This is a genomic window from Leptolyngbya sp. ST-U4 (assembly GCF_039962215.1).
Classification (GTDB): Bacteria; Cyanobacteriota; Cyanobacteriia; order Elainellales; family Elainellaceae; genus Leptolyngbya_A.
The window spans coordinates 19,929-45,837 of the sequence record NZ_JAMPKZ010000014.1; the positions used below are offsets into that span (position 1 = coordinate 19,929).

The 25,909-nt window shown below is 51.7% G+C and carries 24 protein-coding genes and 1 pseudogene; 12 read left to right on the plus strand and 13 right to left on the minus strand.

Annotated elements, in window-relative coordinates:
* Positions 1-88 precede the first annotated feature (88 nt).
* Entirely contained in the window at positions 89-769 is a 681-nt protein-coding gene (locus tag NDA02_RS18610) for a response regulator transcription factor (protein WP_190793553.1), read from the minus strand.
* A 431-nt stretch (positions 770-1,200) separates the two neighbouring features.
* On the opposite strand from NDA02_RS18610, the gene NDA02_RS18615 reads away from it, so the two are divergent.
* The gene (locus tag NDA02_RS18615; protein WP_190793556.1) at positions 1,201-2,628 is read left to right on the plus strand and encodes an NADP-dependent isocitrate dehydrogenase; all 1,428 of its coding nucleotides are present in this window, start codon (positions 1,201-1,203) and stop codon (positions 2,626-2,628) included.
* 97 nt (positions 2,629-2,725) lie between these two features.
* Here the strand turns inward: NDA02_RS18615 and NDA02_RS18620 are convergent, their stop codons facing one another.
* The 6 genes from NDA02_RS18620 to NDA02_RS18645 form a co-directional block, all read right to left on the minus strand.
* Complete coding sequence (locus NDA02_RS18620) at positions 2,726-3,787, minus strand: hypothetical protein (protein WP_190793552.1); 1,062 nt, start codon at positions 3,785-3,787, stop codon at positions 2,726-2,728.
* Between the two features lie 83 nt (positions 3,788-3,870).
* Positions 3,871-5,046 carry an LptF/LptG family permease gene (locus NDA02_RS18625; RefSeq protein ID WP_242067501.1) on the minus strand — a complete coding sequence of 392 codons (1,176 nt, stop codon included), beginning with the start codon at positions 5,044-5,046 and terminating at the stop codon, positions 3,871-3,873.
* A gap of 30 nt (positions 5,047-5,076) precedes the next feature.
* A complete protein-coding gene (gene lptB / locus NDA02_RS18630; RefSeq protein ID WP_190793551.1) occupies positions 5,077-5,805 on the minus strand; it encodes an LPS export ABC transporter ATP-binding protein in 729 nt (242 codons plus the stop codon).
* A gap of 126 nt (positions 5,806-5,931) precedes the next feature.
* Positions 5,932-6,462: an LptA/OstA family protein gene (locus tag NDA02_RS18635; protein ID WP_190793550.1), complete on the minus strand. Its 531-nt coding sequence runs from the start codon at positions 6,460-6,462 to the stop codon at positions 5,932-5,934.
* Between the two features lie 333 nt (positions 6,463-6,795).
* Positions 6,796-7,209: a DUF309 domain-containing protein gene (locus tag NDA02_RS18640; protein WP_190793549.1), complete on the minus strand. Its 414-nt coding sequence runs from the start codon at positions 7,207-7,209 to the stop codon at positions 6,796-6,798.
* A complete protein-coding gene (locus tag NDA02_RS18645) occupies positions 7,206-8,345 on the minus strand; it encodes a DUF58 domain-containing protein (RefSeq protein WP_348255635.1) in 1,140 nt (379 codons plus the stop codon). The genes NDA02_RS18640 and NDA02_RS18645 overlap by 4 nt, the downstream gene beginning before the upstream one ends.
* 275 nt (positions 8,346-8,620) lie before the next feature.
* Here NDA02_RS18645 and NDA02_RS18650 point away from each other — a divergent pair, with 275 nt between their 5' ends.
* The 5 genes from NDA02_RS18650 to NDA02_RS18670 all read left to right on the plus strand — a co-directional run bounded on the left by NDA02_RS18650 (position 8,621) and on the right by NDA02_RS18670 (position 13,302).
* Positions 8,621-8,962: a DUF6825 family protein gene (locus NDA02_RS18650; protein ID WP_190791747.1), complete on the plus strand. Its 342-nt coding sequence runs from the start codon at positions 8,621-8,623 to the stop codon at positions 8,960-8,962.
* 233 nt (positions 8,963-9,195) lie between these two features.
* The gene (locus tag NDA02_RS18655; RefSeq protein ID WP_348246850.1) at positions 9,196-10,896 is read left to right on the plus strand and encodes an AarF/ABC1/UbiB kinase family protein; all 1,701 of its coding nucleotides are present in this window, start codon (positions 9,196-9,198) and stop codon (positions 10,894-10,896) included.
* Positions 10,897-10,941: 45 nt separating this feature from the next.
* A complete protein-coding gene (locus tag NDA02_RS18660; protein WP_190794571.1) occupies positions 10,942-11,706 on the plus strand; it encodes a protein phosphatase 2C domain-containing protein in 765 nt (254 codons plus the stop codon).
* Between the two features lie 112 nt (positions 11,707-11,818).
* Entirely contained in the window at positions 11,819-12,433 is a 615-nt protein-coding gene (locus tag NDA02_RS18665; RefSeq protein WP_190794569.1) for a YdcF family protein, read from the plus strand.
* A gap of 128 nt (positions 12,434-12,561) precedes the next feature.
* Entirely contained in the window at positions 12,562-13,302 is a 741-nt protein-coding gene (locus tag NDA02_RS18670) for a hypothetical protein (RefSeq protein WP_190794568.1), read from the plus strand.
* Between the two features lie 28 nt (positions 13,303-13,330).
* On the opposite strand, the gene NDA02_RS18675 is transcribed toward NDA02_RS18670, so the two are convergent.
* Positions 13,331-13,588 (minus strand): hypothetical protein, encoded by a 258-nt coding sequence (locus NDA02_RS18675; RefSeq protein WP_190794567.1) that lies wholly within the window; start codon positions 13,586-13,588, stop codon positions 13,331-13,333.
* Between the two features lie 365 nt (positions 13,589-13,953).
* Between NDA02_RS18675 and NDA02_RS18680 the strand changes: the two genes are divergently transcribed.
* On the plus strand, positions 13,954-14,079 hold the full coding sequence (locus NDA02_RS18680; RefSeq protein WP_277879274.1) for a hypothetical protein: 126 nt from the start codon (positions 13,954-13,956) through the stop codon (positions 14,077-14,079).
* Positions 14,080-14,138: 59 nt separating this feature from the next.
* Here NDA02_RS18680 and recJ read toward each other — a convergent pair whose 3' ends face one another.
* Positions 14,139-16,553, minus strand: a complete 2,415-nt coding sequence (gene recJ / locus NDA02_RS18685) for a single-stranded-DNA-specific exonuclease RecJ (RefSeq protein ID WP_348255636.1) — start codon at positions 16,551-16,553, stop codon at positions 14,139-14,141.
* A 388-nt stretch (positions 16,554-16,941) separates the two neighbouring features.
* On the opposite strand from recJ, the gene NDA02_RS18690 reads away from it, so the two are divergent.
* Complete coding sequence (locus NDA02_RS18690) at positions 16,942-17,613, plus strand: tetratricopeptide repeat protein (RefSeq protein WP_206755117.1); 672 nt, start codon at positions 16,942-16,944, stop codon at positions 17,611-17,613.
* Between the two features lie 59 nt (positions 17,614-17,672).
* On the opposite strand, the gene NDA02_RS18695 is transcribed toward NDA02_RS18690, so the two are convergent.
* Both NDA02_RS18695 and NDA02_RS18700 read right to left on the minus strand, forming a co-directional pair.
* Positions 17,673-18,290, minus strand: coding sequence for a serine acetyltransferase (locus tag NDA02_RS18695; protein ID WP_190794570.1), 618 nt, complete (start codon positions 18,288-18,290; stop codon positions 17,673-17,675).
* Between the two features lie 183 nt (positions 18,291-18,473).
* Positions 18,474-19,361: pseudogene (locus NDA02_RS18700) on the minus strand (glycosyltransferase family 2 protein); the annotation flags it as partial.
* Between the two features lie 412 nt (positions 19,362-19,773).
* Between NDA02_RS18700 and NDA02_RS18705 the strand changes: the two are divergent.
* From NDA02_RS18705 to NDA02_RS18720, 4 genes are all read left to right on the plus strand, one after another.
* Positions 19,774-21,222, plus strand: coding sequence for a polysaccharide biosynthesis/export family protein (locus tag NDA02_RS18705; protein ID WP_190794564.1), 1,449 nt, complete (start codon positions 19,774-19,776; stop codon positions 21,220-21,222).
* A gap of 233 nt (positions 21,223-21,455) precedes the next feature.
* Positions 21,456-23,726, plus strand: a complete 2,271-nt coding sequence (locus tag NDA02_RS18710) for a tyrosine-protein kinase domain-containing protein (RefSeq protein WP_190794563.1) — start codon at positions 21,456-21,458, stop codon at positions 23,724-23,726.
* A gap of 308 nt (positions 23,727-24,034) precedes the next feature.
* On the plus strand, positions 24,035-24,532 hold the full coding sequence (locus NDA02_RS18715) for a helix-turn-helix domain-containing protein (RefSeq protein WP_199296854.1): 498 nt from the start codon (positions 24,035-24,037) through the stop codon (positions 24,530-24,532).
* Positions 24,465-24,887: a transposase gene (locus tag NDA02_RS18720; RefSeq protein ID WP_199296853.1), complete on the plus strand. Its 423-nt coding sequence runs from the start codon at positions 24,465-24,467 to the stop codon at positions 24,885-24,887. The genes NDA02_RS18715 and NDA02_RS18720 overlap by 68 nt, the downstream gene beginning before the upstream one ends.
* A 143-nt stretch (positions 24,888-25,030) precedes the next feature.
* Here NDA02_RS18720 and NDA02_RS18725 read toward each other — a convergent pair whose 3' ends face one another.
* Positions 25,031-25,372 carry a ribulose bisphosphate carboxylase small subunit gene (locus NDA02_RS18725; RefSeq protein WP_190794562.1) on the minus strand — a complete coding sequence of 114 codons (342 nt, stop codon included), beginning with the start codon at positions 25,370-25,372 and terminating at the stop codon, positions 25,031-25,033.
* Positions 25,373-25,448: 76 nt separating this feature from the next.
* Positions 25,449-25,871: a chaperonin family protein RbcX gene (locus NDA02_RS18730; RefSeq protein WP_190794561.1), complete on the minus strand. Its 423-nt coding sequence runs from the start codon at positions 25,869-25,871 to the stop codon at positions 25,449-25,451.
* Positions 25,872-25,909: the final 38 nt, after the last annotated feature.

Genomic DNA, 25,909 nt, shown 5'->3' on the forward strand with positions numbered 1-25,909 from the left:
CGAAATTTGCCAAAGGTGCTGTATCGCAAAACCCACTCTTTATATCACTATTGCGAGACTGTTTAGAACGAGGAGCTGAGAAGCTCGATCATTGCTCTGGGGAAATTCCACCTGCATCTGCCGGAGGACGATAGCCCCGCTCAAAGGCATAGCGAATGAGCTGAGAGCGGCTTTCAAGCTGAAGTTTGCTGAGAATATTGCTGAGATGGGTCTGCACCGTGCGCGGACTGACAAATAACCGATCGCCGATTTGCTTGTTGGTATAGCCCTGGATCACTTCCCAAAACACTTTTGCTTCGGCAGGCGTGAGCGGCAGCGGATTCGGGTTGGCAGCAGGAGTTGCTTCCGAGGCAGCTTGCTGAGACTGCTGCGTGAGCCGCAAAATTTCCGAGTGAATCCGGCGTGATCGTTCGAGCTGTGCCTCAATTTTGGCAATCAGTTCCTTGGGGTCAAAGGGCTTCACGACATAATCATCGGCTCCCATCTGGTGTCCCTGAATGCGATCGTTTACCTCTTTTCGGCTCGATAGAAAGATAAACGGCACAAGCTGCCCTGACTGGCTTGCTCTCAAGCGGCGGCAAAACTCTAGCCCATCCATTTCTGGCATCACCACATCAGACACAACTAAATCGGGAGGAGCCTTCTCAAACCGTAATAGGGCTTCTGCACCTGACCCTGCGTCCTCCACGGCGTAGCCCCGATTACGGAGATAGCGAATCAGGGCAGTTCTTAAGGTAATATCATCATCGACGATCAGAATGCGTTTCATTCAGGGGATGGGTAGTCCACAACTGCGATCGGATAGGGACGGAAGATGCAATCAAGTGACTGTCAAAAAATTATTGTCAGCAGGGCGATCGCAATCCTTCCTGGCTTCTGAATGGAATGCGGAGGCTTCATCCTTGTAAAGAGCTTGCACAAAGGAGAGCTTGCACGGAGGCAAAGCCCCACCTCTTGTTCACAGTTGATAAATGCTGCTGTTCTGCTCCTTCGCTAATTTTTCGCTAACTTACAGTTTAGATCCGTCTGTGCTGCTCCAGAATTCCCTGTTGAATCTAATACAGCAAAGCAAGCCTGGGTCAGGTTGGATAAGAAGATTGCCTCTCAGGAAGATTGCTCGAAGAAGATTGCCCGAAGCAGATTGCCCGACACGAAGTTTGATACGACGTTTGCCACGACACCGAGGAGATGCCACAGGCTATGTACGAGAAAATTCAACCACCCACGACCGGATCAAAAATTACCTTTAAAAATGGAGAGCCAACCGTCCCTGATAACCCAATTATTCCTTTTATTGGCGGAGATGGTACGGGGGTAGACATTTGGCCCGCTGCTCAGCGCGTGTTTGATGCCGCAGTTGAAAAAGCTTATGGCGGCAAGCGCAAGATTGTCTGGTTCAAAGTCTATGCCGGAGATGAAGCCTGCGAACGGTACGGCACTTACCAGTATCTGCCTGAAGATACCCTCACCGCGATTCGCGAATACGGCGTGGCAATTAAGGGACCGCTCACCACCCCGGTCGGCGGCGGCATTCGATCCCTCAACGTCGCCCTGCGGCAAATTTTTGACCTGTATGCCTGTATTCGTCCCTGCAAATATTACGCAGGCACCCCCTCCCCCCACAAAACGCCCGAAAAGCTGGATGTGATCGTCTATCGGGAAAATACCGAAGATATCTACTTAGGCATCGAGTGGAAGCAGGGCAGCGAAGTGGGGACACGGCTGATCAAGCTGCTCAATGAAGACCTGATCCCATCCACGCCTGAACACGGCAAAAAGCAAATTCCGCTTGACTCAGGCATCGGGATTAAGCCCATCAGCAAAACGGGTTCGCAGCGGCTGGTGCGACGGGCGATTCGTCATGCGCTGCGGCTGCCTCCGGCAAAGCAAATGGTGACGCTGGTTCACAAAGGCAACATTATGAAGTACACCGAAGGCGCGTTTCGGGATTGGGGCTATGAGCTGGCAAAGAGCGAATTTCGGCAGGAATGTGTCACTGAGCGGGAATCCTGGATTCTCAGCAATAAAGACCGCAATCCTGATTTGAGCCTGGAGGACAACGCACGGCAAATCGAACCGGGCTACGACGCGCTAACGCCTGAAAAGCAGGCGCAGATTTGTCAGGAAGTCCAATCTGTTCTCAATGAGATCGGGACAACCCACGGGAATGGGCAATGGAAATCCAAAGTGATGGTGAACGATCGCATTGCCGACAGCATCTTTCAGCAGATTCAGACCCGACCCGACGAGTATTCGATTCTGGCAACGATGAACCTGAACGGTGATTACCTCTCGGATGCGGCAGCGGCAATCGTCGGTGGACTGGGCATGGGACCGGGCGCAAATATTGGTGATGCCTGTGCGGTGTTTGAAGCCACCCACGGCACAGCCCCCAAACACGCCGGACTCGATCGCATTAATCCCGGCTCGGTCATTTTGTCGGGCGTGATGATGCTGGAATATCTGGGCTGGCAGGAAGCGGCTGATCTGATCAAGCAGGGCATCGGAGCTGCGATCTCCAATCGTGAGGTGACTTACGATCTGGCGCGTTTGATGGAACCCCCTGTCGAGCCACCGCTCAAATGCTCAGAGTTTGCTGAGGCGATCGTCCGGCATTTTGACGATTAGCGAATTTCAGTTGTCCACAGAAGCGTGATTAACTCTGTAGGGGCGGTTTCCAAACTGCCCTTACCTCGCTCCCCTGCCCGACCTCGAATCGCCCTAGTTATGGATTAGAGAACGTATTAATCTCTCTGCCGCCAAGCGATCGTCCAGAACTCGACTGCGGCACCCTAGACGGAGAAATCCCAGAAGGGGTTGGAGACATGGGCAGCGGTTCAAGCATTTCGGGCTGAGCCGGATTGCTGATTGGAAATCTGCCAGGAGAGCTGTCAGGAGAACCGTCAGAAGAACGATAAAAGGGTGATGTGTTGTCAGGAGTGCGAAACGCAGGCGGCACGGTATATCCCGTTACGCGGGGTGTGAGTTGAGGAGAGGGCGAAATGGGCTGCGTTGGAAGAGACTGCACTGCCCCGGTCTGATCAGGCAATTGGGGAAGGTCAGAGGTTTGGGAAACTGCGGGCGATCGAGTTAACCCAGGCGGATTCCCAGAAGCATCGACATTTCCAGAAGTCCTGACGCGATCGAGAGCAGACTGAAGGGGACTAACCGCATTACCCTCTGGATTACCTTCTGGATTGGCTGCTGGATTAGTCGCTCCTGTTGCAGGTGACTCAACGGCTAAAGGTTCAGTGATAGCCTGAGTCCGGCTCGATCGTCGCTGCCAGCGTTCGGGCATGGGAATGCCTGTTGGGTTGTAAAGATCAGTCGATCGATCTGAGGCTGAATTGCCACCGATTCCAGGGCTAAACGGCAGCGCCCGATCGGCTGTGCCGCGAGAACGGGTCTGCTGAGTGGTTGCTTCCGGCGCTAGACCAGGCACACCTGGCAGATTAAGAGCAGCGGGAATCTGGGCGTTGGGCTCTGTGGGTAGCACAGGCGGTAACGGCGGTAGTTCTCCACCGTTGAATCTGGCGGAATTGCCAGAGGGACTCCGGTAAGGGGAGGGATTTTGGTAAGGCGTTGAGTTTGCTTCTTTGCCGTTCAATGCTGGCTTTTCCGCAAATCCCCTGAACAGCGGTCGTGGCTGCCAGTATTCCAGCAAAAACAAGCCCGATAACAGCAGTACCGACGCTGTACCCCAAAACATCGGGTGCCGAAAGGCTAACAGTTGCCGTCCAAGTTGGTGCAGGATTGAGGGTTGAGGGGGTCGCGGTCTAGGCAGCATTAGACAGTCCTCACTGGCAAACTTTAACTGGCGATTTTATGTATAATCTATGCCCAATTCTAGCCTTACCGACCTAGAGATCTTCAACGGGACGATCGCAAAATCAGCCAGGCTGCTGCCCCTAAACCAAACAAATTCGGTAGCCATGCGCCCAGAATTGGGGGAATTGTGCCTACCTGGGCGATCGAACCACAGATCACTGCCAGGAGATAGTAGGTAAAGATAATCACAATGCTGATCGCGAAACTGGTTGCCCGTCCTGCCCGATCAAGACTGGCTCCCAAGGCTGCACCTACTAAACCAAACGCTACACAAACAAACGGCAGGGCATATTTCTGCTGAATCCGCACCCTCAGCTTGCGAATTTTCTCCGTATCGCCCGACTGTTTCAGAAGATCCAGATAATCGAGTGACTGAGCAATATTCATCTCGTTATAGTCTCGGCGATTCTCGGCTAGATCGAGCGGCGTGCGCGGCAACCGTAGCTGCTGGCTATCGAATTTGACAATATTGCGAAACGAGCCGTCTGGCGAAACTACATAGATTGTGCCGTTAGAGAAATCCCAAGTTTTCTGGGACGAGTTCCACTGAGCGGATTTTGCGCTGACGATCTGGCTTAGTCCTTCCTGAGAAAAGTCGAGAATTGTCAAAGCCTTCATTCGATCGCCATCAAACTCACGGGCATAGAACAGCCGCGCCAGTTCATCTTTTTGCTCGCCGTCTTCTTTTGTGACTTGCTGAAATTCCTGAAACAGGATGTTGTGCTCCTGAAACGACGGATTATCCTCGTTCAGGACGCTGGCAAGTCGTTGTGTAGCTTGAAAGCTGGCAGCAGGCACAATCAGTTCATTAAAGGCAAAAGTGATTCCTGTCACGACCAAACACATCGCCAGTGCCGGAACCAGCATCCTTAGAATGCTCACCCCGCACGCTTTTAGCGCGATTAATTCACTGTCATTTGCGAGGCGGCTATAGGTCATGAGCGTCGCCAGCAAGGTAGACATCGGAAAGGCGTAGGCAACGAATTCAGGAAACCGGAGCGCTAGCACCTGAAGCGCGATCGATAAAGGCAGCCCTGCCTCGGTCACTCGCCGAATCAAATCAAATAGTGCCCCCACGGACACCCCCAGCGAAGAGAATGCCCCCACGCCAAACAGAAAAGGCAGAATTAGCTCACCTGTGATGTAGCGATCCATCACAGAAAAGAGTTGCGGCAGCCGTAGGGCAGAACCGGGCGATTTGAGGGAACGGGCAGTCATAGGCGCGATCGACAAAACGACATCTAAAAACTACATCTGGAAGCTATCGCCCAGATAATACTGACGCACCAGCGGATTGGCATACAGCTCTTCAGCACTGCCCGAAGCGAGAATTTGTCCGTCTCGCATGATGTAGCCTCGATCGATAATTGCTAGTGTTTCTCGGACGTTGTGATCGGTAATCAGGATGCCCATGTGTCGCCCGCGCAGTTTGGCAATAATCTCCTGGATTTCGGTAACCGCGATCGGGTCGATTCCGGCAAAGGGTTCATCGAGAAACAGAAACTTTGGTCCTTCGACTCCAGCTGCAAGTGCCCTGGCAATCTCCGTGCGGCGGCGTTCTCCCCCCGATACTCGTCCGCCCGGTGTATGAGCCACCCGTTCTAAGCGAAACTCTTTCAGCAATTCATGCAGCCTTGCCCCTCGTTCCTGCCGGGGAATCTGGGTTTGCTCCATCACCAGCAGCAGGTTATCGCGGACGCTGAGATTGCGAAAAACGCTCGGTTCCTGCGCCAGATAGCCCAAGCCCAAATGGGCACGCTCGTAAATGGGCAGGGTGGTAATATCGCGATCGTCCAGCCAAACTTTGCCCTGATCCGGCTTTTCTAGCCCGGTTGCAATGTAGAACGTTGTGGTTTTTCCGGCTCCGTTCGGTCCCAGCAGACCGACCACTTCGCCTCTAGCAATCGAAAGATAGACGCGACTGACGACCTCGCGCTTGCCATAAGACTTATGAATATTATCCAGTACAATCTTCAAGGACTTTCTCTTAAGGAAGAAATACCAGTGAGGTAGGGGATGGTCTTGATTCTATCAACAGTCCTTGCAGGTTTTGTTAATTACCTTCCTTGACCGGCGTTTGCTGATTTTTTTGCTGGCTTGGGGCTAGGGAGGGCTGATAGGAGTTTTAAATTCTGATTTCGGGTCAAAAGCTTCTGTTTCGCTGGCAGCAGGGGTCGCCGCTGCACCGGGCGTATTGGTGGGATTGGGGTCTTGCACCAGGTAAATCGACTCAACCTGCCGTCCATCTGGGGGCAACGCCACAAATCGCCCTTCGTCAATCAGATAAGTGATTGTCTCACCGCGCAGACTGTTGCCGTCTTGCAGCACATAGACATCGCCCCTCAGCACAATTCGCCGTTCGCGACTGTAATACTGCGCCTGCACTGAGGTTGCCTGAATCTGGCGCGCCGGGTAGTTAATCTGCACATTGCCCCGTGCTGTAATCACGCCCGTCACCGAGTTGGCTTCCTGCACGTCCGATCGCAGCGTTAAGGCTTGATTTCCGCTTGCCTGCGCCTGTGCTGCACTTTGAGCCGTCGGAGCTGTAATCGTACCCAACAAAGCCGTAACCGAAAGGGCGGTCAGGCTCAGCCGATGGAAAAGTGTTAATCGAGGCGTTTGAGGAGACACCATAGCTTTAAATCGCAGTTGAGAGAACGACAAGACCAAGCGGCTTCAAAATAACCAGTACGCAATGAATTACGCAATAAATATTTGCTAACCGTACTGCAAAAGCAGGAACTCGTCTACTGGGTTCAGACGCAGGCAAGCTTGAAATGTTTCTATTCGGGCTTAATCTGTTTGGGCTTAATTGAGGCTTATCAGTATGCAGTTTTAACTGGACAACTCCTGGAGTTCGCCCTTATCCTGTCACAGCGATCGTCCTTCTGTCTACTCGAATTGTTTGGCTCAAATTGTCTGACTCAAATTGTCTACCCCTCACTATGATCGTCCAGTGCGATTGTTCTAATCGAGAGCAGCAATTCGCGGCAGGGGAAAATCACAGGTTGTCTTTCCCTCGGTCAAGCCCTGAACTTGAGCTGCCATTTCAGCAATGCGATCGATCGAAGCATCGTACAGGGTTGCCAGCAAATCTTCACTCACTTCTACCAGAGCAGACACATCAATCCCGGAATAGGCTGGCTCATATCTCCGCAGCCGATTCATGCCCTCGCCCAGCAAAATCATTGCGCCCCGCGCATTTCGATTGCTGAGGTGATAGAGGGCAACCGCAATTTGCAGCACGCCCTGATAAAAGCTCTTTTCTGGTTCGCCTGACTCCATCCAGATTGCCTCCATGGTGTCGTGGCAGTCGTAAAACTGTCCCTGATTAAACTGCTCTACGCCCTCCCAGAATGCAGGCGGAATTGGTTCGGTCATGAAATTGCCTCCTGAAGCTGGAGCTGGAGCGATCGATCAGTCTGAATGATTAACCCTGGTTTCGATAGGAATTGTTCTGGGGCAAGGTTCGATCGTTGCCAGAGCAGCCAGCGACTTCCTTCCGGCAAATGCTCTAGGGAATCAGGATTTTGGGTCAACCAGAGGACTGCCTGATTGGGACGATCGATTTCTCCTGACTGGTTAAACTGCACCGCTGCCAGCGTTTCTAGCACCGTTTCTTCTCCGCCGATTTGTCCCAACGCCGTCCACAAACTCACCCGCATCTGCCGACGCAGCGCATAGAAATAAAGAGAAGCTGCCGCGATCACTGCCTGTTCAAAATCTGCCGCATTCCATTCGATCACATTATCCAACGCCACAATCACTTCCTGTCCGCCCGTATAGGTTTCCAGTTCGCGAACGCGCAAATCACCATATCGGGCACTTGTGCGCCAGTGAATCAGCCGCATCGAATCACCCCATCGATAAGGACGCAGGGTTCGGGTTAGGTCTTGGCTGGCATTCTGGGTTTGATAAGCACTCATCACCTGAGAATGGCTGTCTCGCCCCATCGCATCTAGGATCGGACACTGGCTCAATGGCAACACAGTTGGATAGACTACCGCAACCGCTTTTGCCTTCTGGCTACGCCGACACCAAAACAACCCTACCGGAGCCGCCGTCCTACGATCGATCGTTTGCCAGCGATAAATCCCCCGCTGGTAAGTTGGGCACTCGTATCGCCAGGTAAAACTGTCCTGGGGTGAAATCAGCTCGATCGCCGTTTTTCCAAACGTCCCTAGTTCAGCAGGCAGATTATCCTGAAGCTGAATCAGCGTTTTTGCCTGATGGGTTTGATTCTCAATTTCTAGCTCGATCGCCAAAGCCTCTCCCATACTCACAGGGGCGATCGGGCGACGACGCACTCGAATCCCGCCCAGCATTCGCGCTGGCAGAACCGCACCGATCAGCAGCAGCGCAAACATTACCCCGCTAATCACATAAAGCCAGCCTGCCATGGTATTCGTGGCTGCTCCAAAGAAGAAAAGCGACAGCCCCAGCAGCAGCCAGCCGCTATAGGCAGGTGTGACCCAGTGAGTTTCGAGCCAGTTTGTGATGCGCCGGACAATTGACATACCTAATGGGCTAATGGGCTGAAAAGAACAGGCTGAAAAAGAATGCCGATCGACTGGATTATTCCCACTTTAGACCCCTGAGTCGATTGAATTTCACTCTATGCGTTTCGATCCCTGTCTTCAGGATGTAGTGGAGCGCTCGTCAGGCACAATACAATCACTCCATTCAGTTCATATCTTTCCTAAAAAGAGCAAGGGAGTGCAGGCTACAGGGCAGCACTCAGCCTGAGCAAGTTATAATTTTTGCGGAGCTTACCGATCCAGCCTCTTAAATTATGAACAATCCACTGAGTCATGCTTTCTTTATTGGTCGCGCTTTTGCCGAGGCGCTGGGCGAACAGCTTGAAAATACGGTAACGAATACCTTGAGTGAACTCGGTAAGTTTGATGCTGAGCAGCGCGAACGGCTCCGGCAATTCACTGAAGATGTGATGGAGCGGGCACGTCAAGCCGAAGCAATGGCAACCCAGGGAGCCACAGGCACAACGGGCGCCACGACGGCCTATTCGGCTTCTCGTAAAGCAGACGACGTGCAGGAAATGGTGGATAACCTGCGGGCAGAAACTGCCCAACTGCGGACGGAGCTTCAGCGATATCGAAATCAGTCCGGGCAGTAGGTTTTCAGCAGTCCTTGGGCTGCTCCATATCTGCTTTGACTCAATAGTTTCCAAGAATTTTTTAGTAAACCCTTTTACGGAATTTCTCAATCTGCGTGGCTGTCCTTCCCGACGATCCGATCTTTGATTCTCAGTCAGAAAAGCCGCTTCCCAGACGCGATCGATCTCTGGCTGAAGTACAGCATCACCTGTCCGGGCTCAACCTTGAGGCAGACCGGCATTACGATGACACAGTGCCCGTGAAGTCCTACAGCGGCAAGGCCTATCGCTGGAGTCAGGAAAACTACTCGCGTCAGCGTCGCTTTATCGATATCTGGTCTTTTGTGCTGAAGCTAATGACAGCACAGTGGGCTTATGGCAAATCCTGGGCTTACCGGGGCGGCAAAACCGAAGAAAAGCAGGCAAAGCGTCGCCGCGCCCAAGCAATCTGGATTCGGGAAACACTGCTCGATCTGGGACCTACTTTTATCAAAATTGGGCAGTTATTTTCCACCAGAGCCGATTTGTTTCCGGTCGAGTACGTCGAAGAACTGTCGAAGCTCCAGGACAAAGTGCCTGCGTTTAGCTACGACCAGATCGAAGCGATTATTGCTCAAGACTTTGGCAGACCAATTCCAGAACTGTTCAGCAGCTTTGACCCGATTCCCCTGGCGGCTGCCAGTTTAGGACAGGTGCATCGTGCCCAGCTTTACTCTGGCGAAGAAGTCGTTGTGAAGGTGCAGCGACCGGGCTTGAAAAAGCTGTTTACGATCGACCTGCAAATCCTCAAAGGCATTGCCCGCTACTTCCAGAGCCATCCCAAATGGGGGCGCGGGCGGGACTGGCTAGGCATTTACGAAGAGTGCTGTCGCATTTTGTGGGAAGAAATTGACTACCTCAACGAAGGACGCAATGCGGATACCTTCCGGCGCCACTTCCGCGACGAAGACTGGGTCAAAGTGCCGCGGGTCTACTGGCGATACAGCTCTCCCCGAGTGCTGACGCTGGAATATATGCCGGGCATCAAGATCAGCCACTACGAGGCACTGGAAGCTGCCGGACTCGATCGCAAAAGTTTGGCGCGAATGGGAGCGGAGGCGTATCTGCATCAGTTGCTCAACAACGGCTTTTTCCACGCCGACCCTCACCCTGGCAATATTGCTGCCAGCCCCGACGGGTCGCTGATCTTCTACGACTTCGGCATGATGGGTCGGGTGCAGCCCGTGACGCGGGAAAAACTGATGGATACTTTCTTCGGCATTGCCCAGAAAGATGGCGATCGGGTGATGAACTCTCTGATTGCGTTGGGGGCACTGTCTCCATCAGAAGATATGGGTCCGGTGCGACGATCGATTCAGTATATGCTGGACCACTTTATGGATCAGCCGTTTGAGAATCAGTCGGTGGCATCGATCAGCGATGACCTGTACGAAATTGCCTACGGTCAGCCGTTTCGCTTCCCGGCAACCTTTACCTTTGTGATGCGGGCATTCTCAACGCTGGAGGGCGTGGGCAAAGGACTTGACCCCGACTTTAACTTTATGGAGGTTGCAAAACCGTTTGCAATGCAGCTTATGTCAAATGGAAATGGTTCACCTGCCAATGGCTTTTCCGACAGCATCCTGAGCGAACTGGGTCGCCAAGCCGCGCAGGTTAGCACCTCAGCCCTGGGACTCCCCCGTCGGATTGAAGATACGCTCGATAAGCTAGAGCGTGGCGATATTCGCGTCCGGGTGCGGTCGACCGAAACCGATCGTGTGTTGCGGCGGGCCAGCAGCGTTAATATGGGAACCAATTACACGGTGTTGATTGGAACATTCACGCTTTCAGCCACAATTTTGCTGGTGAATCAGTTTATTTGGCTAGCGGCGGCGGCGGCAGTTCCGGCAATTCTGGCAGGATTTGCGCTGATTCGGTTGCTAATGCGGATTGATCGATACGATCGAATGTTCTAAGCTGAATTCAATCTCATTCTGCTGCCCATGCCATTGGCTTCCACCATGAAACCCTTGTTTACGGGTCTGACTGATCCGGGGTTGCTTCGTTCTGTTAACCAGGATGACTATTATCTTGACCCACAGGGTCGCTTTTTTATCGTGGCAGACGGGATGGGCGGACACGCGGGCGGGCAGGAAGCTAGCCATATTGCCACCGAATCGATTCAAGCTTATCTGAACGAATACTGGGATTCCGACGACTCCTCGGCCGCTCTGCTCGAACAGGCTTTTTTACAGGCAAATCGCGCCATTCTTCAAGATCAGGTCAAGCACCCTGAGCGAGCGGATATGGGCACAACCGTAGTAGTTGTTCTGTTTCGCGATCAGGAGTCTTGGTGCGCTCATATTGGCGATTCTCGGCTTTATCGCCTGCGCGGGGCAAAGCTGCATCAAATCACGGAAGACCATACCTGGGTGGCACGGGCAACCAAACTGGGCGACCTGACTCCTGATCAAGCAAGGCTGCATCCCTGGCGGCATATTCTGTCGCGCTGTCTGGGACGAGAAGACGTAGGGCAAATTGATGTGCAGTCGTTTGAACTGCAATCGAACGATCGCCTCCTACTATGCAGCGATGGACTTACTGAAGAACTGCCTGACCACCTGATTGCTTTTCACCTGAAAACGATTCGAGCCTGCGATCGAGCGGCGGCAACGCTAGTGAGTGCGGCTAAAGAGCGAGGCGGACGGGACAACATTACGGTCGTAATTGTGGCATTTGAGGAGATTCCCGCGCCGGATGAGGTTCACCCTACAGGCGGACATTAATTCTGTCCTTTTTTCGTGTTTCCATTTTGCACAGGTGGGATAAGCTATTGCATGTACAAAGCTCAGGGTCTTTGGGCTGACGTTCAGGTTGCCGATTCTTCCGTTTGGTTTTATGACATTGCGACAGGCAGTTTTGGGCAAAAAGCGGTCTTCCCAGCGATCAGGGTGGGGACGAGCGTTCAGGCAAATGATATTGGGTGTGACGCTGTTGGGCGCAGTGGGGTTTGGCTATCAGCAAGTGGAAAGCTTATGGCAGAAGCCTCAAGCCGTGCTGGTATTGGGTGGCGCAACCGAGCGAGAAGAGTTTGCCGCTGAATTTGCCCAAACCCATCCTCATTTGCAAATCTGGGTATCTTCCGGCAGCAATCCTGAATACGCCGAATGGGTCTTTTCAGAAGCAGGCATTCCCGCCGATCGCGTCCATTTGGACTATCAGGCAGTCGATACGGTAACAAACTTCACCACGCTCGTCGATATGCTCAAGGCACAGGGCATTACCAGCGTTTACCTGATCACGTCGGATTACCACATGCGTCGCGCTCAGGTAATTGGTGAAATTATTCTGGGCAGTCGCGGCATTGATTTTAAGCCGATCGCCGTTCCCAGCCACGAAGCGAATGAGCCGATTGAAAAAGTGGTACGCGACGCAGCCAGAGCTGTATTGTGGGTGACAACGGGAAACACAGGCGCAGATTGGCTACAACGCTGGAAACACCCGATTCACTAATGCTTTGATTGGGAATGCTTGAACTGAAGGGCGATGGTTCAAGTTTGTAAATTCCCGCTCCACAAAGCGAAATCGATCGACCAAGATGGAAGAGTACCCTTGTTCTTCTGCGGCGATCGATTCTTACCATGATCACTACTCCACGGACGATGCCGGAGTCCGATTTCACGCCTGAAGATAGCCTCAATGAAGATCGTCTTGATCGGGTAGCGGATGAGCGGTTAAACCCATCTGAGCTTCAGACCGTGCTGGACATGCTGGCAGTGATGGAAACAACTGAAGAGCTTTCCCAGCTTCAGGCATTGACCGAAACACAAAAGCGGCAGGTCTGGGAAGCCACTCCAGAGACTCTGAAGCAAAAACTCTGGCAGCTTCGCAATCCGCCCGCTCTTTCTAAAAAGGCTGCATCGATCGGAGCCGCTAATTTCCAGAAGTCCGAGCAGGAATCTGAAACGGAAGAATCTGAAACAGACTTAGAGACAGAACTAGACGACGAAATCGAGGATCTCGGCCAAGATTTAGATCTAACCCAAGATTCCTATTCCTCTGTTCAAATTCAATTGACCGGAACTGGAACAGGTCAGCCAAACTTGGACATTGCGAATCAACCGTCTGAACCGCTTTACGCCGGTCGCTCAATTCCTCGCGTGGGCGATCGAATTATTCTGAAAGCTCATTCCAAACTAACTGCCTCGGAGCTAAAAGCCATTTGGCAATTAGAGCGGATTCAGGGCAGCGACGGTTATGTGAGCCATTCAACCTTGGGAACCCGCAGCTACCCATTAACCTGGATGGTTGTTTATGCCAGAGCGCAGCCAGAACAAGCAGAAGATTTAGCCGACGATTTGGACAGCGAGGAAGCATTTTAAAGGAGCTTGTTAATGAATTTGCTTCTGCTTAGTTTGCCTCTGCAACTTCCTCGGAAGGGGCTTCTACAGGCTCAGCGATCGGCGCCACGGCAATTGGCTCCAGACGAAAACCCACTACCGAAATTCCCTGACAGAAGAATCCCTGACGCGGACGAAGCTCAAATGCGGGTTCGCTACCTTTCTGGTATTCAGGCTCGGTCAGCAGTTTGCAGCCGTTTTCACAAGCGATCAACTGGATAGGAGTTTGGCGGGTGCGGGAGATAAGCAGATGGGTTGGGTTGAACATGACTGACCTCACTCAGTAGACTTTTAGTTAATTTCAGAGATGGTTTAGAACAAGACGCAAACAAACTGCCGGGCTTCTTGCTAAAGAACCCTGGTAATCTGACGAGCTTCAGTCTGCAATCAGCGACTGCACTCTGCGTCAGAAAAGTTAGTAATGAAACTAACAAACCAGCATAGGACTTGAGAATCGTTCGCAGGTACAAAACTAAAGGCGGCAAACCGTCACTCCGAAGGGGGACTTACCGCATAGAGGTCTATCTATGGGTAGCGTCAAAATTTCTGCCGATCGATCCAGATTTCGGCGAATGCTCAGGAATCTATCAAAATACGCATTGCACAAACATAGAATTATCTCAATGCTTAGCCTTGGAAGTTCGCCGGATCGAGGGCAATGAGGCGATGGAACGAGCCGGGGTGTTTAGTGTGGTGGCAGCAAGTGCGGTGACAATGAGTGCGGTGACAAGGGGGATTAAAGGCAGGTTTGGAAGATAGGCTCTCCATTCACTCCAGATTTACTCTGAGCCAATCAAAATCCTATCGTCATCCCATCGTCACACCAAATCCGTGCCGAAATTGCGATTCATAACGATCGCTTGAATCAACGAAAGCGGAACTTGATGGAAATACTGCCGCTGAAACTGCTCCTCCTGAACGGCATCTAAAAACGGCTGAATCCCTGAAAGGGAACCTTCTTCAGTCACGCTTAGCCTTAATTCAGACGGTTCAGTTTTACATGACTCGAACGGATAGGAAAAAGACAGTTGCTCACCTACTCGATCCACTTCAAATCCATATCGCTTCAGTAGAAGCAGCCCGATTTCTAGCGATCGAATGCTGATATTAAGCTGCTGAGCAATTTGCTCCTGCGAAGATGAGATTCTCGTGCGGCTGAGGTATTTTGCTACACCCACCAGCTGTTGCCAGTGATCGATCGGCGCATTTTCGTTTGGAGGGGGATATGCCAGGATCAGCGATCGTTGGGTTTGCTGTGCCTGCCGCAGCCACTGTCTAAGTTCATCCCAGCTTGCCGGACAGGTCGTGAGCTGAATTGCATCTTCGATTACGCTCCGGGGAGAACTGCTCTGCATTGCATTTCGAGTGAAATGAAGGGGTAAACCGGCAGAATCTCGGCAATCAATAATCCAATCGATGCTGAAATTTTCTGCTTGAGGAGTCACGCTACGAGTGGTTTGCAAATTGACCAGACGCACTTCGTACTGTTTGCGGTAGGCGTTAAAGTCCAGTTCAACGATCGCGTCACAAGGAACGCTTGGAATCTCGTCGCGATAGTGTCCCCACCAGACTCCAGGAAATCCTTGAGAGATAGTCTTATCCCAAATTTCAAACTCGGTTTTGATATAGCGAACTTTCCGCCCGCGCAGATCTTTGATATTGGCATTGCGAACATTGCGAAACCAGCAGTTTTGAATCAGTAGCCGGGGAACTGGATTTCCCATGCCGTAGGGTTCGAGCAGCTTCAGTTCACGAAACAGGTCTTTGCCCAATTCGGCGATCGTCACCGTCAGATCTGCGCTAGGCGTTGGAGCAGATAAACTGGCTTGCTGCTGACGAACCTGACGATTAATGGCTTCGGTAAAGAGCGGCAGATTTTCCAAAGGCAGCGTTAACCCAGCGGCAAGGGGATGTCCGCCAAAGTGCTGAATCAAATGAGCCTGAGTTTGAAACAGCGCGTACAGGTCAAGGTTGTGGGTCGATCGGGCTGAACCTCTCGCGATTAGGCTTGCTTCTGTTTCGTCATAAGTCAGCAAAATTGTGGGGCGATTCGTTTCCTGAGCGATTTGTCCTGCCACCAGTCCCAAAACACCCACCGACCACTGAGAGTCTGCCAGCACAATGACGCTTGTGGTAGACAAATCAATCTCCGTTAACCTTGCCTGGATCTGCTGCACCACGTCTTTTTGCAAAGATTTACGCCGCGTATTGGCAAGCTCGGTTTCTTGCGCCAGTTCCCGACAGCGATCGATCTCCCGACAAGTCAACAACTCCACCCCAAACCGGGCATCCCCCCGAATCCGACTGATCGCATTAATGCGCGGACCCAAACCAAAGGAAATATCCGTAGGACGATCGCCATTGCGCTGACACAGTTCCAACAAACAGGCAACCCCCGGACGAGAAGCAGTTTTGGGATTGCGCTGCTTTTGAAGCTGCTCGATGCCCCGCTGTGCCAAATAGCGACAGTCGCCCGTAAGATTCACCAGATCGGCAATTAAACCGATTGCCACCAGATCGAGCAAATCTGTGAGCAGACGAGTCGGTACATCCGGCAAAGTTTCATACAGAGCTTCAATGAGTTTGTATGCCACCGCAACGCCGGATAAATGGGCAAGCGGATGGGTTGCAGGCAAGGTGCGCGGGTTAATCATCGCGACGACAGGAGGACGCAGTGCAGGCAGCGTGTGGTGATCGGTAATGATGACTTCGATGCCCTGCTGCTGGGCGTATTCCAGCTCAGATAAATTGGTGCTGCCTGTGTCGCAGGTGACGATTAACCGATAGCCTGCTGCAATTAGCCCATTTATACCGCCGATCGATAAACCGTGGGATTCGGTCAGCCGATTTGGAATCACATAAGTCAATTGCTCAGGCAAGAAAAACTGTCCTAGTCCTTCCCACAACACTGCCGTTGCTGTAATTCCGTCTGCGTCAAAATCTCCCCAAATGGTAACCTTCTCTGCGTTTTGCCTTGCCTGAACTAAGCGCTCGACTGCCCAGCTCATCTCTTGCCCAAATGCAAACGGACTGATGGGCTGATACTGATTTGGATTCAGGTAACCATCAATCTGCTGCAGCGATCGAACGCCGCGCTGCCAGAGAAGCTGGGCTGCTCGATGTGCTTGAAGCATTTCATCGGCTAAAGCTTTTCTTGCTGCCTGCTGCACTGCTTCCAGAAATTCACTGGGTAAATCAGCCGTTGCCTGAACTTGCCACTCTACCTTACGCATATCCGCATCCTCGTTAAGGCATCGCCTGCTGCTCTAGCTCTGCTGCTTATCGTAGTACGACGGTACTGAATCAGTAAATCAACACTTTGATCGGATGGAATGTTGAGAAAGGCATGACTGTGACCCAAACTATTCTCAATAAAAGTGCCCAATAATAAAGTGCCCAACAAAAAACTGTCCAGCAAACTGTCAGGATTATCGATTGCCGTGCCTGAATGGGATGGTAGCGTATTGCACGGGCTGAATCGCAGCTCTTGCTGATATTCACAGATATATCCAGCCTTGTACAGAAGCTGGACTAAACAACCTAATTTCGAGGAGTGAGTTCATGATTTGTCGTTTTAATTCGTCCTGCCAGATCCAATTTCTAAAGCTCAACCGATTCGAAATGAATTCCTTGAGTTTGCTGATAAGCGCGATCGTTCTTACGGGTGGATCGATCGGCTTCCTGCCGCGATTAGCGCAGAGCGCGACTCCGAAGGAAATGGCTCAGGTACAGTCTGTGCTTCAAGAGCAGGGTTCGCTTCAACCGATGCAGCAAGAGCATCTTTTTTCCGGAGAGGCAGGTCAAATCGTAACGATTTCGCTTAATAGCGGCGAATTTGACACCTACCTTACGTTACTTGACCCTAGCGGTCGAGAAATTGCAGCAAATGATGATTATGCTCGCAGCCTCAATTCCTCACTCGTGGTCACACTTCCCGAAAATGGGCAGTACAAGGTGCTTGCGCGTTCTTTTAGTGGGCAGGGCGGCAGCTACACAATCAGCGTCAAACCTGCGACCCCCTTTGATCAGGCGTATTCCAGAGGGGTTCGCTTGTTCTCAGAAGGCAAACTTGAGGAAGCCGCAACCGCACTTTCCGAAGCCATTCAAATTGAGCCAAATCAGCCTGCCCCCTATCTCGATTGCGCTGAAGTTGCCTATGCTCAAGGTAATTTGTCGTTAGCCATTTCTAACTATCAGCAAGCTGCCGATCTCTACGAGAAAGCAGGAAACAGCGACGCGGCGAATCAAATTCGTCAACAGCTCGCTGTTTTGCAAACTCAGTCTGCTCTATAGCGGGTAGGGAGGCGAGTGACTGGGGAGTGGATGAGTGAAGAAGGAAAGGGGGACGTTAATTAAGACGGTTCGGGTGCAGGAGCTTCGCTAGCAGGTTTGATGGGCAGCAGTTTGGCGGGAATTCCCACCGCAGTTCGTCCAGCAGGAATGTCGGATAAAACAACGGCATTGGCGCCAATGTTGGCATCATCCCCAATTTCCACATTGCCCAGGAGTTTTGCTCCGGCTCCCACATTGACGCGTTTGCCAAGCTTTGGGGCATCAAACGGGCGATCGAGGTAGCGATTTCCCAGCGTCACCCCCTGACGGATAATGCTGTCATCCCCAATTGTGCTGTAACCGTGGACGATAATGCCGCTCTGATGTTCCACAACAACCCGACGACCCAGCTTGACGGTGAAGGGCAAATCAATGCCGTAGGTGTTGCGAACTTTGCGATAAAGCGATCGATACAAAATACTGAACGGGGCACGCAAAAGCTTCGGCTGAATCTTCATGCGCCAAACGCCAAACCGCTGCACTGCCACCGCTCGAAATCCCGGTTTCGTCCAGTCGCGCCCGTGGGCTTCCCAGTCCTCCCGAATCTGCTGCCAGAGACTTAATTCGGGCTCAGCGAGTTCGGGGATTCCCTGCCTAGGGAACTGCGAAGCAACCGGGCTATCCGTGGAACTGACCATCGGACTATCGGCTGGACTGGACTGAGAATTATTTATATCAGGTAAGCCTGCTTTCAAGAATTCCGTCATCGTTTTGACCAGAACGCTATTTCGAATAAAGTCTACGAGTAGATGGGGCGGGTCTGTATCTGTCTTGCGCTGAATTACCCGTCGCACTCGCCACAGTACAAAGCTCACTGCCCACACCAATTCAGCAAGAACGGCATACCACCAGCCGTAGTTTTTAGTGAAAAATCGTCGCCGCGAGTCAAACCAGTAGGTCGGGCGACGTTTAGGGGCAATTTTCGTATCGGTGACACCAGAGCTTTGCCCTACAAAATGAACAACTCGGCTCTGGGGCACATACCAGCAAGACCATCCCGCCCGCTGAACTGCCAAACAGAAATCAACCTCCTCGTAATAGAGAAAATAGTCCTCGTCCATTAGCCCGACACTTTCCCAGACCGATCGCCGCACAATCATGCTGGCTCCAGCAACCCAGCCGACCTGGCATTCACCTTCCGGGACGGGTGGGGCAACCGTCCAGGGCGCAAGCAGCTTTGAAATAATGCCCAGCCGCAGCCCATCATCCAGCTCACTCAAAACCGTGGGAAAGCGAAACGCTGATCGCTGAGGGGTTCCGTCTAGCTCTTCTAGTCGACTGCCTGCAATTCCCGCTTCAGGATGGCGATCCATAAATTCGACCAGCGTTGCTAGCGCTTGCGGTCGCACGATCGTGTCGGGATTCAACAGCAAAATGTAGTCAGGCGGCGTTTCCCCTGCAAGAATTTGGCGGACTGCGGCATTGTTGCCCGCTGCATAGCCCCGATTCTGCTCAAGCGGCAGGAATGTCACCCAGTTCCACTGCGCGTCGGCAATCGCGGCTGAGATTTTCTCTACTGAGCCATCGTTTGAACAGCCATCAACTACATACACCTGAGTACCAGGCAGTGTCTCTACTTCTGACACTAGTGATTCCAAACAGCTGATTGTTAAATCTGCCGTGCGGTAGTTGAGAACTATAACTGCGAGGCGGATAGCGCAGTCGGATGAACCAGAGGCTTGGAACGAGGCCTGAGTTGTCGCAGACATAATCTTCCTGACGCAGTAAAAACAGCAGTGAAATCAAGTTGTGAGAGCAGAAAAACTGCTCCTATCCGTTATTCTCCTACCACAGTAGTCACAATTACCCCAGTGAACTGTAAAAGCTTGTTCAGTACCATTGTCGCAATTACAAAGTTTTGGAAAAGAATGATTTTAAATTGGTAAAAACCGGGGCGATATGGGCTTTTTTTGGCTGTGCTTCTAGTAACTTGTGGTAGCTTGGATGGAATAATTCAGACAGTGTTTCGCTACCACTTACCGATCGCAGGCTTGCCATTCCCTAAATGCTCGGTACACAGAAATAACAGGGATTGCATCGATATCTCGCCAGGCTCATTCAGGTTTTTGTTCTAGTTCTGGTTGTGCTTCCTTACTACTTAATTAGGTTCCTAGTAGAAATATGAAAGCCTCGCTGAATACTAATTCGCCTGCCCAGCGACACCCGAATCAGGGTCAGTTTTTAGTAATTTCATCTTATTCATCTCTGCTTTACCAGCATTCTCGCAAGGAGGGGTTCCGTCGCTCGATCGCAACGCTCCTGCTTAGCCTGACGGCATGGACGACCGCAGCAACGTTTCCTGTTCTCGCTCAAACTGCTCCGACTGAACCCGCCCCGACCACTCCGGCTGCTGCCCAAACCGCTCCAGAACAGTCCTCTTCCGAAGATGCAGCGGAAGCAACGGGTGGGCTAACGCAAACCACTCCGGCTCCAGCCCTGCCCCAGTCTCCTCCTGGTGCGCTGCCTCAACCCAATCGAACGATTATTCCACCTCCACTCACAGCCGCTCCGTTTGAAAATGCCTACTTGCTTGGGCCTGGAGACCAAATTCAGATTGATATTTTTGATGTGCCAGAGTTAAGTGGCGAGGCAGGTCGTCACACCGTCTCGATCGACGGAACGATTCGGCTTCCTTGGGCAGGAACCTTACGGGTTCAGGGACTCAGCCTCGACCAAGCGACGGCTGCAATCTCAAGAGCCTATGCAGCTTATATCAACAACCCCCTTGTTTCAGTCAATCTGGCAGCGGTTCGCACCCTTCAAATTAGCGTTGCAGGTGAAGTCAAACGCCCCGGTGCCTACGCCATTAATCCAGGCAGCGTCACAAATGCTACTCTCGCTGGTGATGCAGCAGCGGGCACCTCTACTGGAAATGAGTGGCCCACGCTCTCTCAGGCAATTCAAGCGGCAGGCGGAATTACTCAGTCTGCGGACCTCCGGCAAGTGCAGATTCGCCGTCCCCAGCCCGATGGTGCGATCGAAATTATCGACGCAAACCTCTGGGATCTGGTAAAAAGTGGCAATCTTAATCAGGACGTGCGGCTACGCGATCGAGACATTGTTTATATTCCCACTGCAACTGCGCTCAGCAACGAGGAACTCTTGACTCAGGGGATAGCAAACCTTTCTCCAGCCACGATTCAAGTCAACGTCGTGGGTGAAGTGGGAGCACCCGGAGTGGTTGCAGTGCCACCCAATACCCCGCTTAATCAGGCACTCCTGGCAGCAGGTGGATTTGAGTCTAGACGTGCCAGACGCAGCCGCGTAGAACTCATTCGCCTCAACCCCAATGGCACTGCTACCCGACGCACCGTAGAAGTCGATCTGGCAGCAGGAGTGAATGAGCAAACCAATCCCTCCTTGCGGGAATACGACACAATCGTGGTTAGCCGTTCTGGGCTGGCAAGGACTGGGGATTTTCTCAGTGCTGTCTTAGCTCCCTTCTCTGGAGTGCTGGGGGCAGTTGGGAGCATCTTTAACATTGTGGATACGATCACAACAATTGGGGATGATAACAACGACTCTGATGATGACGACGACGATGACGACGACTTTGATAACAACAACTAATGCCTTTAAAGCTTGCTGAATCCATTCCCCAGTGTTTTTTCTTCGATGCTTAAAGCTTAAAAGTTAAGTCAGTGTTCTTCTGATATCCGGCAATCTACCGACTGTAGTCCACGCATTTAACTGTGTTTAATGTTGCCTGAAACACCAATCATTCCTGATTAGGGTGGGTCACTTGAGCTTATAAAGAGGTCAATATGGAAATAGAGCAAACAGTTCAATCCTTAGCCCCCAGTATGAGAGGCAGACCAATTGCCCCACTCCCGTCTAGCGACCTAGACGAAGCCGATGTCTCTCCTAACCGAGGCTTGAATCTGCGTGCCCTCGGTCGAACGATTCAGCGGCAGGCTCTGCTAATTGCAGGAGTGGCAACGGCAACCACTGCCCTGGCGATCTTTCAAGCCATGAAAATCCCCCTGACCTATGAGGGAGACTTTCAGCTTCTAGTCGAGCCAGTCACAAACGAAGCTCGGATTGCCGATCCGCTAACTGTGACGCGAACCGAAGGCGGAGTTCCGGGGCGGGATGTGTTTACACTAGACTATGCCACTCAGATCGAGATTCTGCAAAACCCAGAAATGCTGAACTCGATCGTGCAGCAGGTCAAATCTCAGTATCCCGACTTTAGCTATGTCAACCTGCGAGAAGGATTAGTCGTTGAGCGGCTAGTTTCAGAAGAATCTCCCGATGCCACCCGTATCATCAAAATCACGTTTGAAGGAAACGATCCAGGGCTGGTGCAGGAAGTTTTGAAAGTCACTGCCGATCGTTTCTTGCAGTACAGTCTCGAAGATCGCAAGAGCCGATTTGGAGAAGGGATCAAGTTTATTGAGGATCAGCTTCCCGAACTGCAACAGCGGGTTAGAAGTGTCCAGGATCAGCTTCAGCGACTTCAGCAGCAGTACAACTTAATTAATCCTGAAATACAGGGAGGCCAGCTCTCTGAGCAGGTCAATAACATTACCAGTCTGCGCTTAGAAACCGATCGCGAGCTCCAGGAGCAAAGAACGCTCTATTCCAATCTCCAGCGGCAGCTCCAGCTTAGCCCGCAGGAGGCGATCGCGGCTTCTGCCCTCAGTGAAGACCCGAACTACCGGGCACTTCAAACGGCTCTACAGGAAATTCAAAGCCAGATTGCGGTTGAGTCTGCCCGGTTTAGCGACCAAAGCCCTGTGTTGCTCTCCCTCAGGCAGCGGGAAGCGAACCTGGCTAGTTTGATGAATCAGCAGGCACAGCGGATTGTTGGACGGGCAGCAGGACAGAATGGATCGGGTGGCAACCCTCAAGTGCTGGCATTCCAAAACTCGATTCGGCTCGGACTAATCGAACAGATGGTAACAGCGGGTAACCAGATTCAGATGCTAGAAGCCCGCAGTCGGGAGATTAATCAAGCCACGAATCAGTTTAGGGGACGGATTCAGCAATTTCCAGCGATCGCCCGCCAGTACAACGACCTGACACGGGACCTGGAAATCGCAACGCAAACGCTCGATCGTCTGTTGACCCAGCGAGAAACTCTGCGAGTTGAAGCGGCACAAACCGAAATTCCCTGGGAGATGGTATCTGAGCCAACGATTCCTCGGGATGCAGAGGGAAATCCAGTTCCTGGACCTTCGAGAGCCGCCAATCTGGTCATTGCAGGCGTGGGGGCAGGGCTACTGCTGGGGACACTTCTGGCACTGATGCTGGAGCGGTATCGCAATGTGTTTTACACGATCGAGGACATCCAAGACACGATCAAGCTGCCGACCACAGGCGTCATTCCCTTTTCCAGAGGGGCAAAGCAGTCCCTTGATTTTCCGACAGCGTTTGGCGCATCAGGAGATGTGGAAGACAGCCGCCTGGAAACCGCAGCGTTCCGTGAATCGTTTAGCGATCTGTATTCCAACATTCGCTTAGCGGAACCGCCAATTCGCGCCTTGATGGTGTCTTCTGCGGAGGCTGGAGACGGCAAAACGACGATTGCCCTTTATCTGGCACAAACGGCAGCGGGTGCGGGGCAGCGAGTTTTGCTTGTAGACACTAACCTGCGTCAGCCTCAGGTTCAAAGCCGTCTGGATCTGCGAAATGCAAAAGGGCTGAGTGATTTGCTTACGAGCAATGTCAGCGCAGATGAAGTCATTCAACGATCGCCCCTGGCTGAGAATCTGTATGTGTTGACGGCTGGCTCGATGATGCCGGGGTCAGCAAGGCTGCTCGGCTCGGATCAGATGAAGCAGCTAATGGAAAAATTCCGCTCTGCTTTTGACCTGGTCATTTACGATACACCCCATCTGTTTGGCGTAACGGATGCCAACTTCCTTACTGCTGAAGTCGATGAAGTTCTGCTTGTGATTGCAACCGGTAAAACCAACCGCAATGCAGTGCAGCGCGTCCTGAATAAGTTAACCGGGCTGCCGATGTCAGGAGTCAGTCTGGTCGTTAATCATCTGCGTGAACACGGTGATCCGACTGGAGCGTACACGAACTACAGTCAGAAGTCACTCTCGTCTCGACGCGATGGTTAGCCCTTGATGCGAGGATAGCAATGGCTACGTAAGCGGCTCCGAAACAGTAGACTATAGACTTTAAGGGGTGAATTAGAGAAATTCATCCCTTTTTATTTGATAGCGATCGTCCTCCCCTGCGAAGGTACGCCCCTTACCCCCCTTTTCCTCGTTGGTTAGACAATAGTAACCATTGTAGGAATTCGATGTTGGATGAACTGGATAAGGTGAGTTGCCAAACGTGGTCGATCCTAATCACTAAGTAATACCAATTCTGCGAGAGTAGACGACAGATGATATAAGACTGGTAGAGAGTTCAATCGTAGAGTATGGCAGGGATTTACAAACTGGAAATCCAAGAGAGTAAAGCGGACCTCAAGCAGTTGTTGAGAGAGCAGAAAACAGCATCCGGCAAAGAACGAATTCACTTGCTGTACTTACTCAAAAGCAAGCAAGCTCCAACAGGGCAGGAAGCCGCATCTATGTTGAGGCGGCACCGAGCGACATTACAGGAGTGGCTGCGATTGTACCGAAAAGGCGGCATCGCTGAGTTGCTCAAGCGCAAAACGTCTTCAGGGAGACGACGTGCGATTCCTGCATGGGCAGAGAAAGCATTGCAGAAACGCTTAGAGGAACCGCAAGGCTTTGATGGGTATCAAGCAATTTGCGACTGGTTGGAGAGTCAGTTAGGGATTGAGGCAAAGTATAAAACGGTGCATAAACTGGTGTATTACCGCTTGCACCAATGGGACAGGTGCAATGGCAATTTCAAGCAACTTACTTTATGGCATTGTGGAACCGAAAATGGGGGAGCATTTTTTCTTTGAGTTTTCTCATCTCAACACCGATTGCTTCCCAGTGTTTTTGAATTTAGTCTCTGACCAGTTCAAGGATGATTTTTTAATTATTCGATTGGACAATGGTGGTTTTCACAAAGCCAAGCGCTTGAAGGTTCCCAACAATATTATTCTGTTGTTTCAACCCCCTCATTGTCCTGAGCTGAACCCGATTGAGCAAGTGTGGCAATATCTGAAGCGACGATTGCGTTGGAGCTTACCAGCAACCCTTGACCAGTTACGTCAGCAGTTGAGAGAACGACTGGAAGTACTGACCCCTGAGATAGTTGTAGCAATTACGAGACGCCAGTCCATACTGCATGCTCTATCTGTCACCCAAATTTAGAGAATTGGTATAACGAGAATCGAATCAGACCGCCTTTTATTGCAGCTAAATCAACTTGTGATTCCTGAAAAACAAAAAAGGAGATAGGAAAGCCTACCCCCTTTTTATTTACGATTGGCTCAATTGAAGAACGAACTTAACCCTTAGTAGCGATAGTTGTTGGAACCGGGCTTGTGAACGATAAAGCTCATTACCTGGCACTGCTTGATGTTGTCAAACGCAACTACGCGGATGTAGCAGTTGGGGAACTCAGAGCGGCACTGCTGCACTTCGCTCAGCACTTCCTGAGGGCTGCGAGCGTTGAACAGAGGCAGCTTCCACATTGTCCAGTAATACATCTCAGCTGCAGAGTCTTCGTTGAACTCGATACAGGGAAAATAGCCTTGATCGATTGTGTACTGGATCTGACGGGAAATTTGCGCATCGCTGAGCGGAGGCAGATAAGAAAAAGTTTCGTAACGCCGCTCTTTAGGTAAAGTCTTCATGATTGATCAGTTCAGGTTTTAGGTTTACAAGGAGCAAATCTTGAGTTGCCTTTTGCTCAACGGCATTTGCTAAACGCTACTCGTTAGACTCACTATCAGAGGTGTTTTCTAAACGGGGGGCAGCAGGATTGCTTGCCTGATCAGGATTGGTTCCATCAACGCTTACTTGCGTCATGCGTTCAAGCTGCTGACGACGCTGCTCGATATTCGCTTGCTGAATCGTCGATCGCAGCATTTCGGGCAGCACCTCTGCAATTTCCTCCGCGATATGTTCTCGAACGGTTAGAATCCGAAATGCCAGTTCTTGTCGTTCGCGAAACAGCGATCGTAAAAACGCTTCACCATCCTGGACACCCGCTCTAGTCGAGAACTGACGGAGCCAGAGTGCCCTCGGCGGATCAGTCTCATCCAGTTGAGCAGCCACCGTTCGCATCGCTTGATAGGTGAGGTAGCTAATGAGCGTTTTGGCAGTATCTTTGGCAATTTGCCTGAGATCCATAGGAGACGGATGAATGAAGGATGAAGCATGAGGTAAGA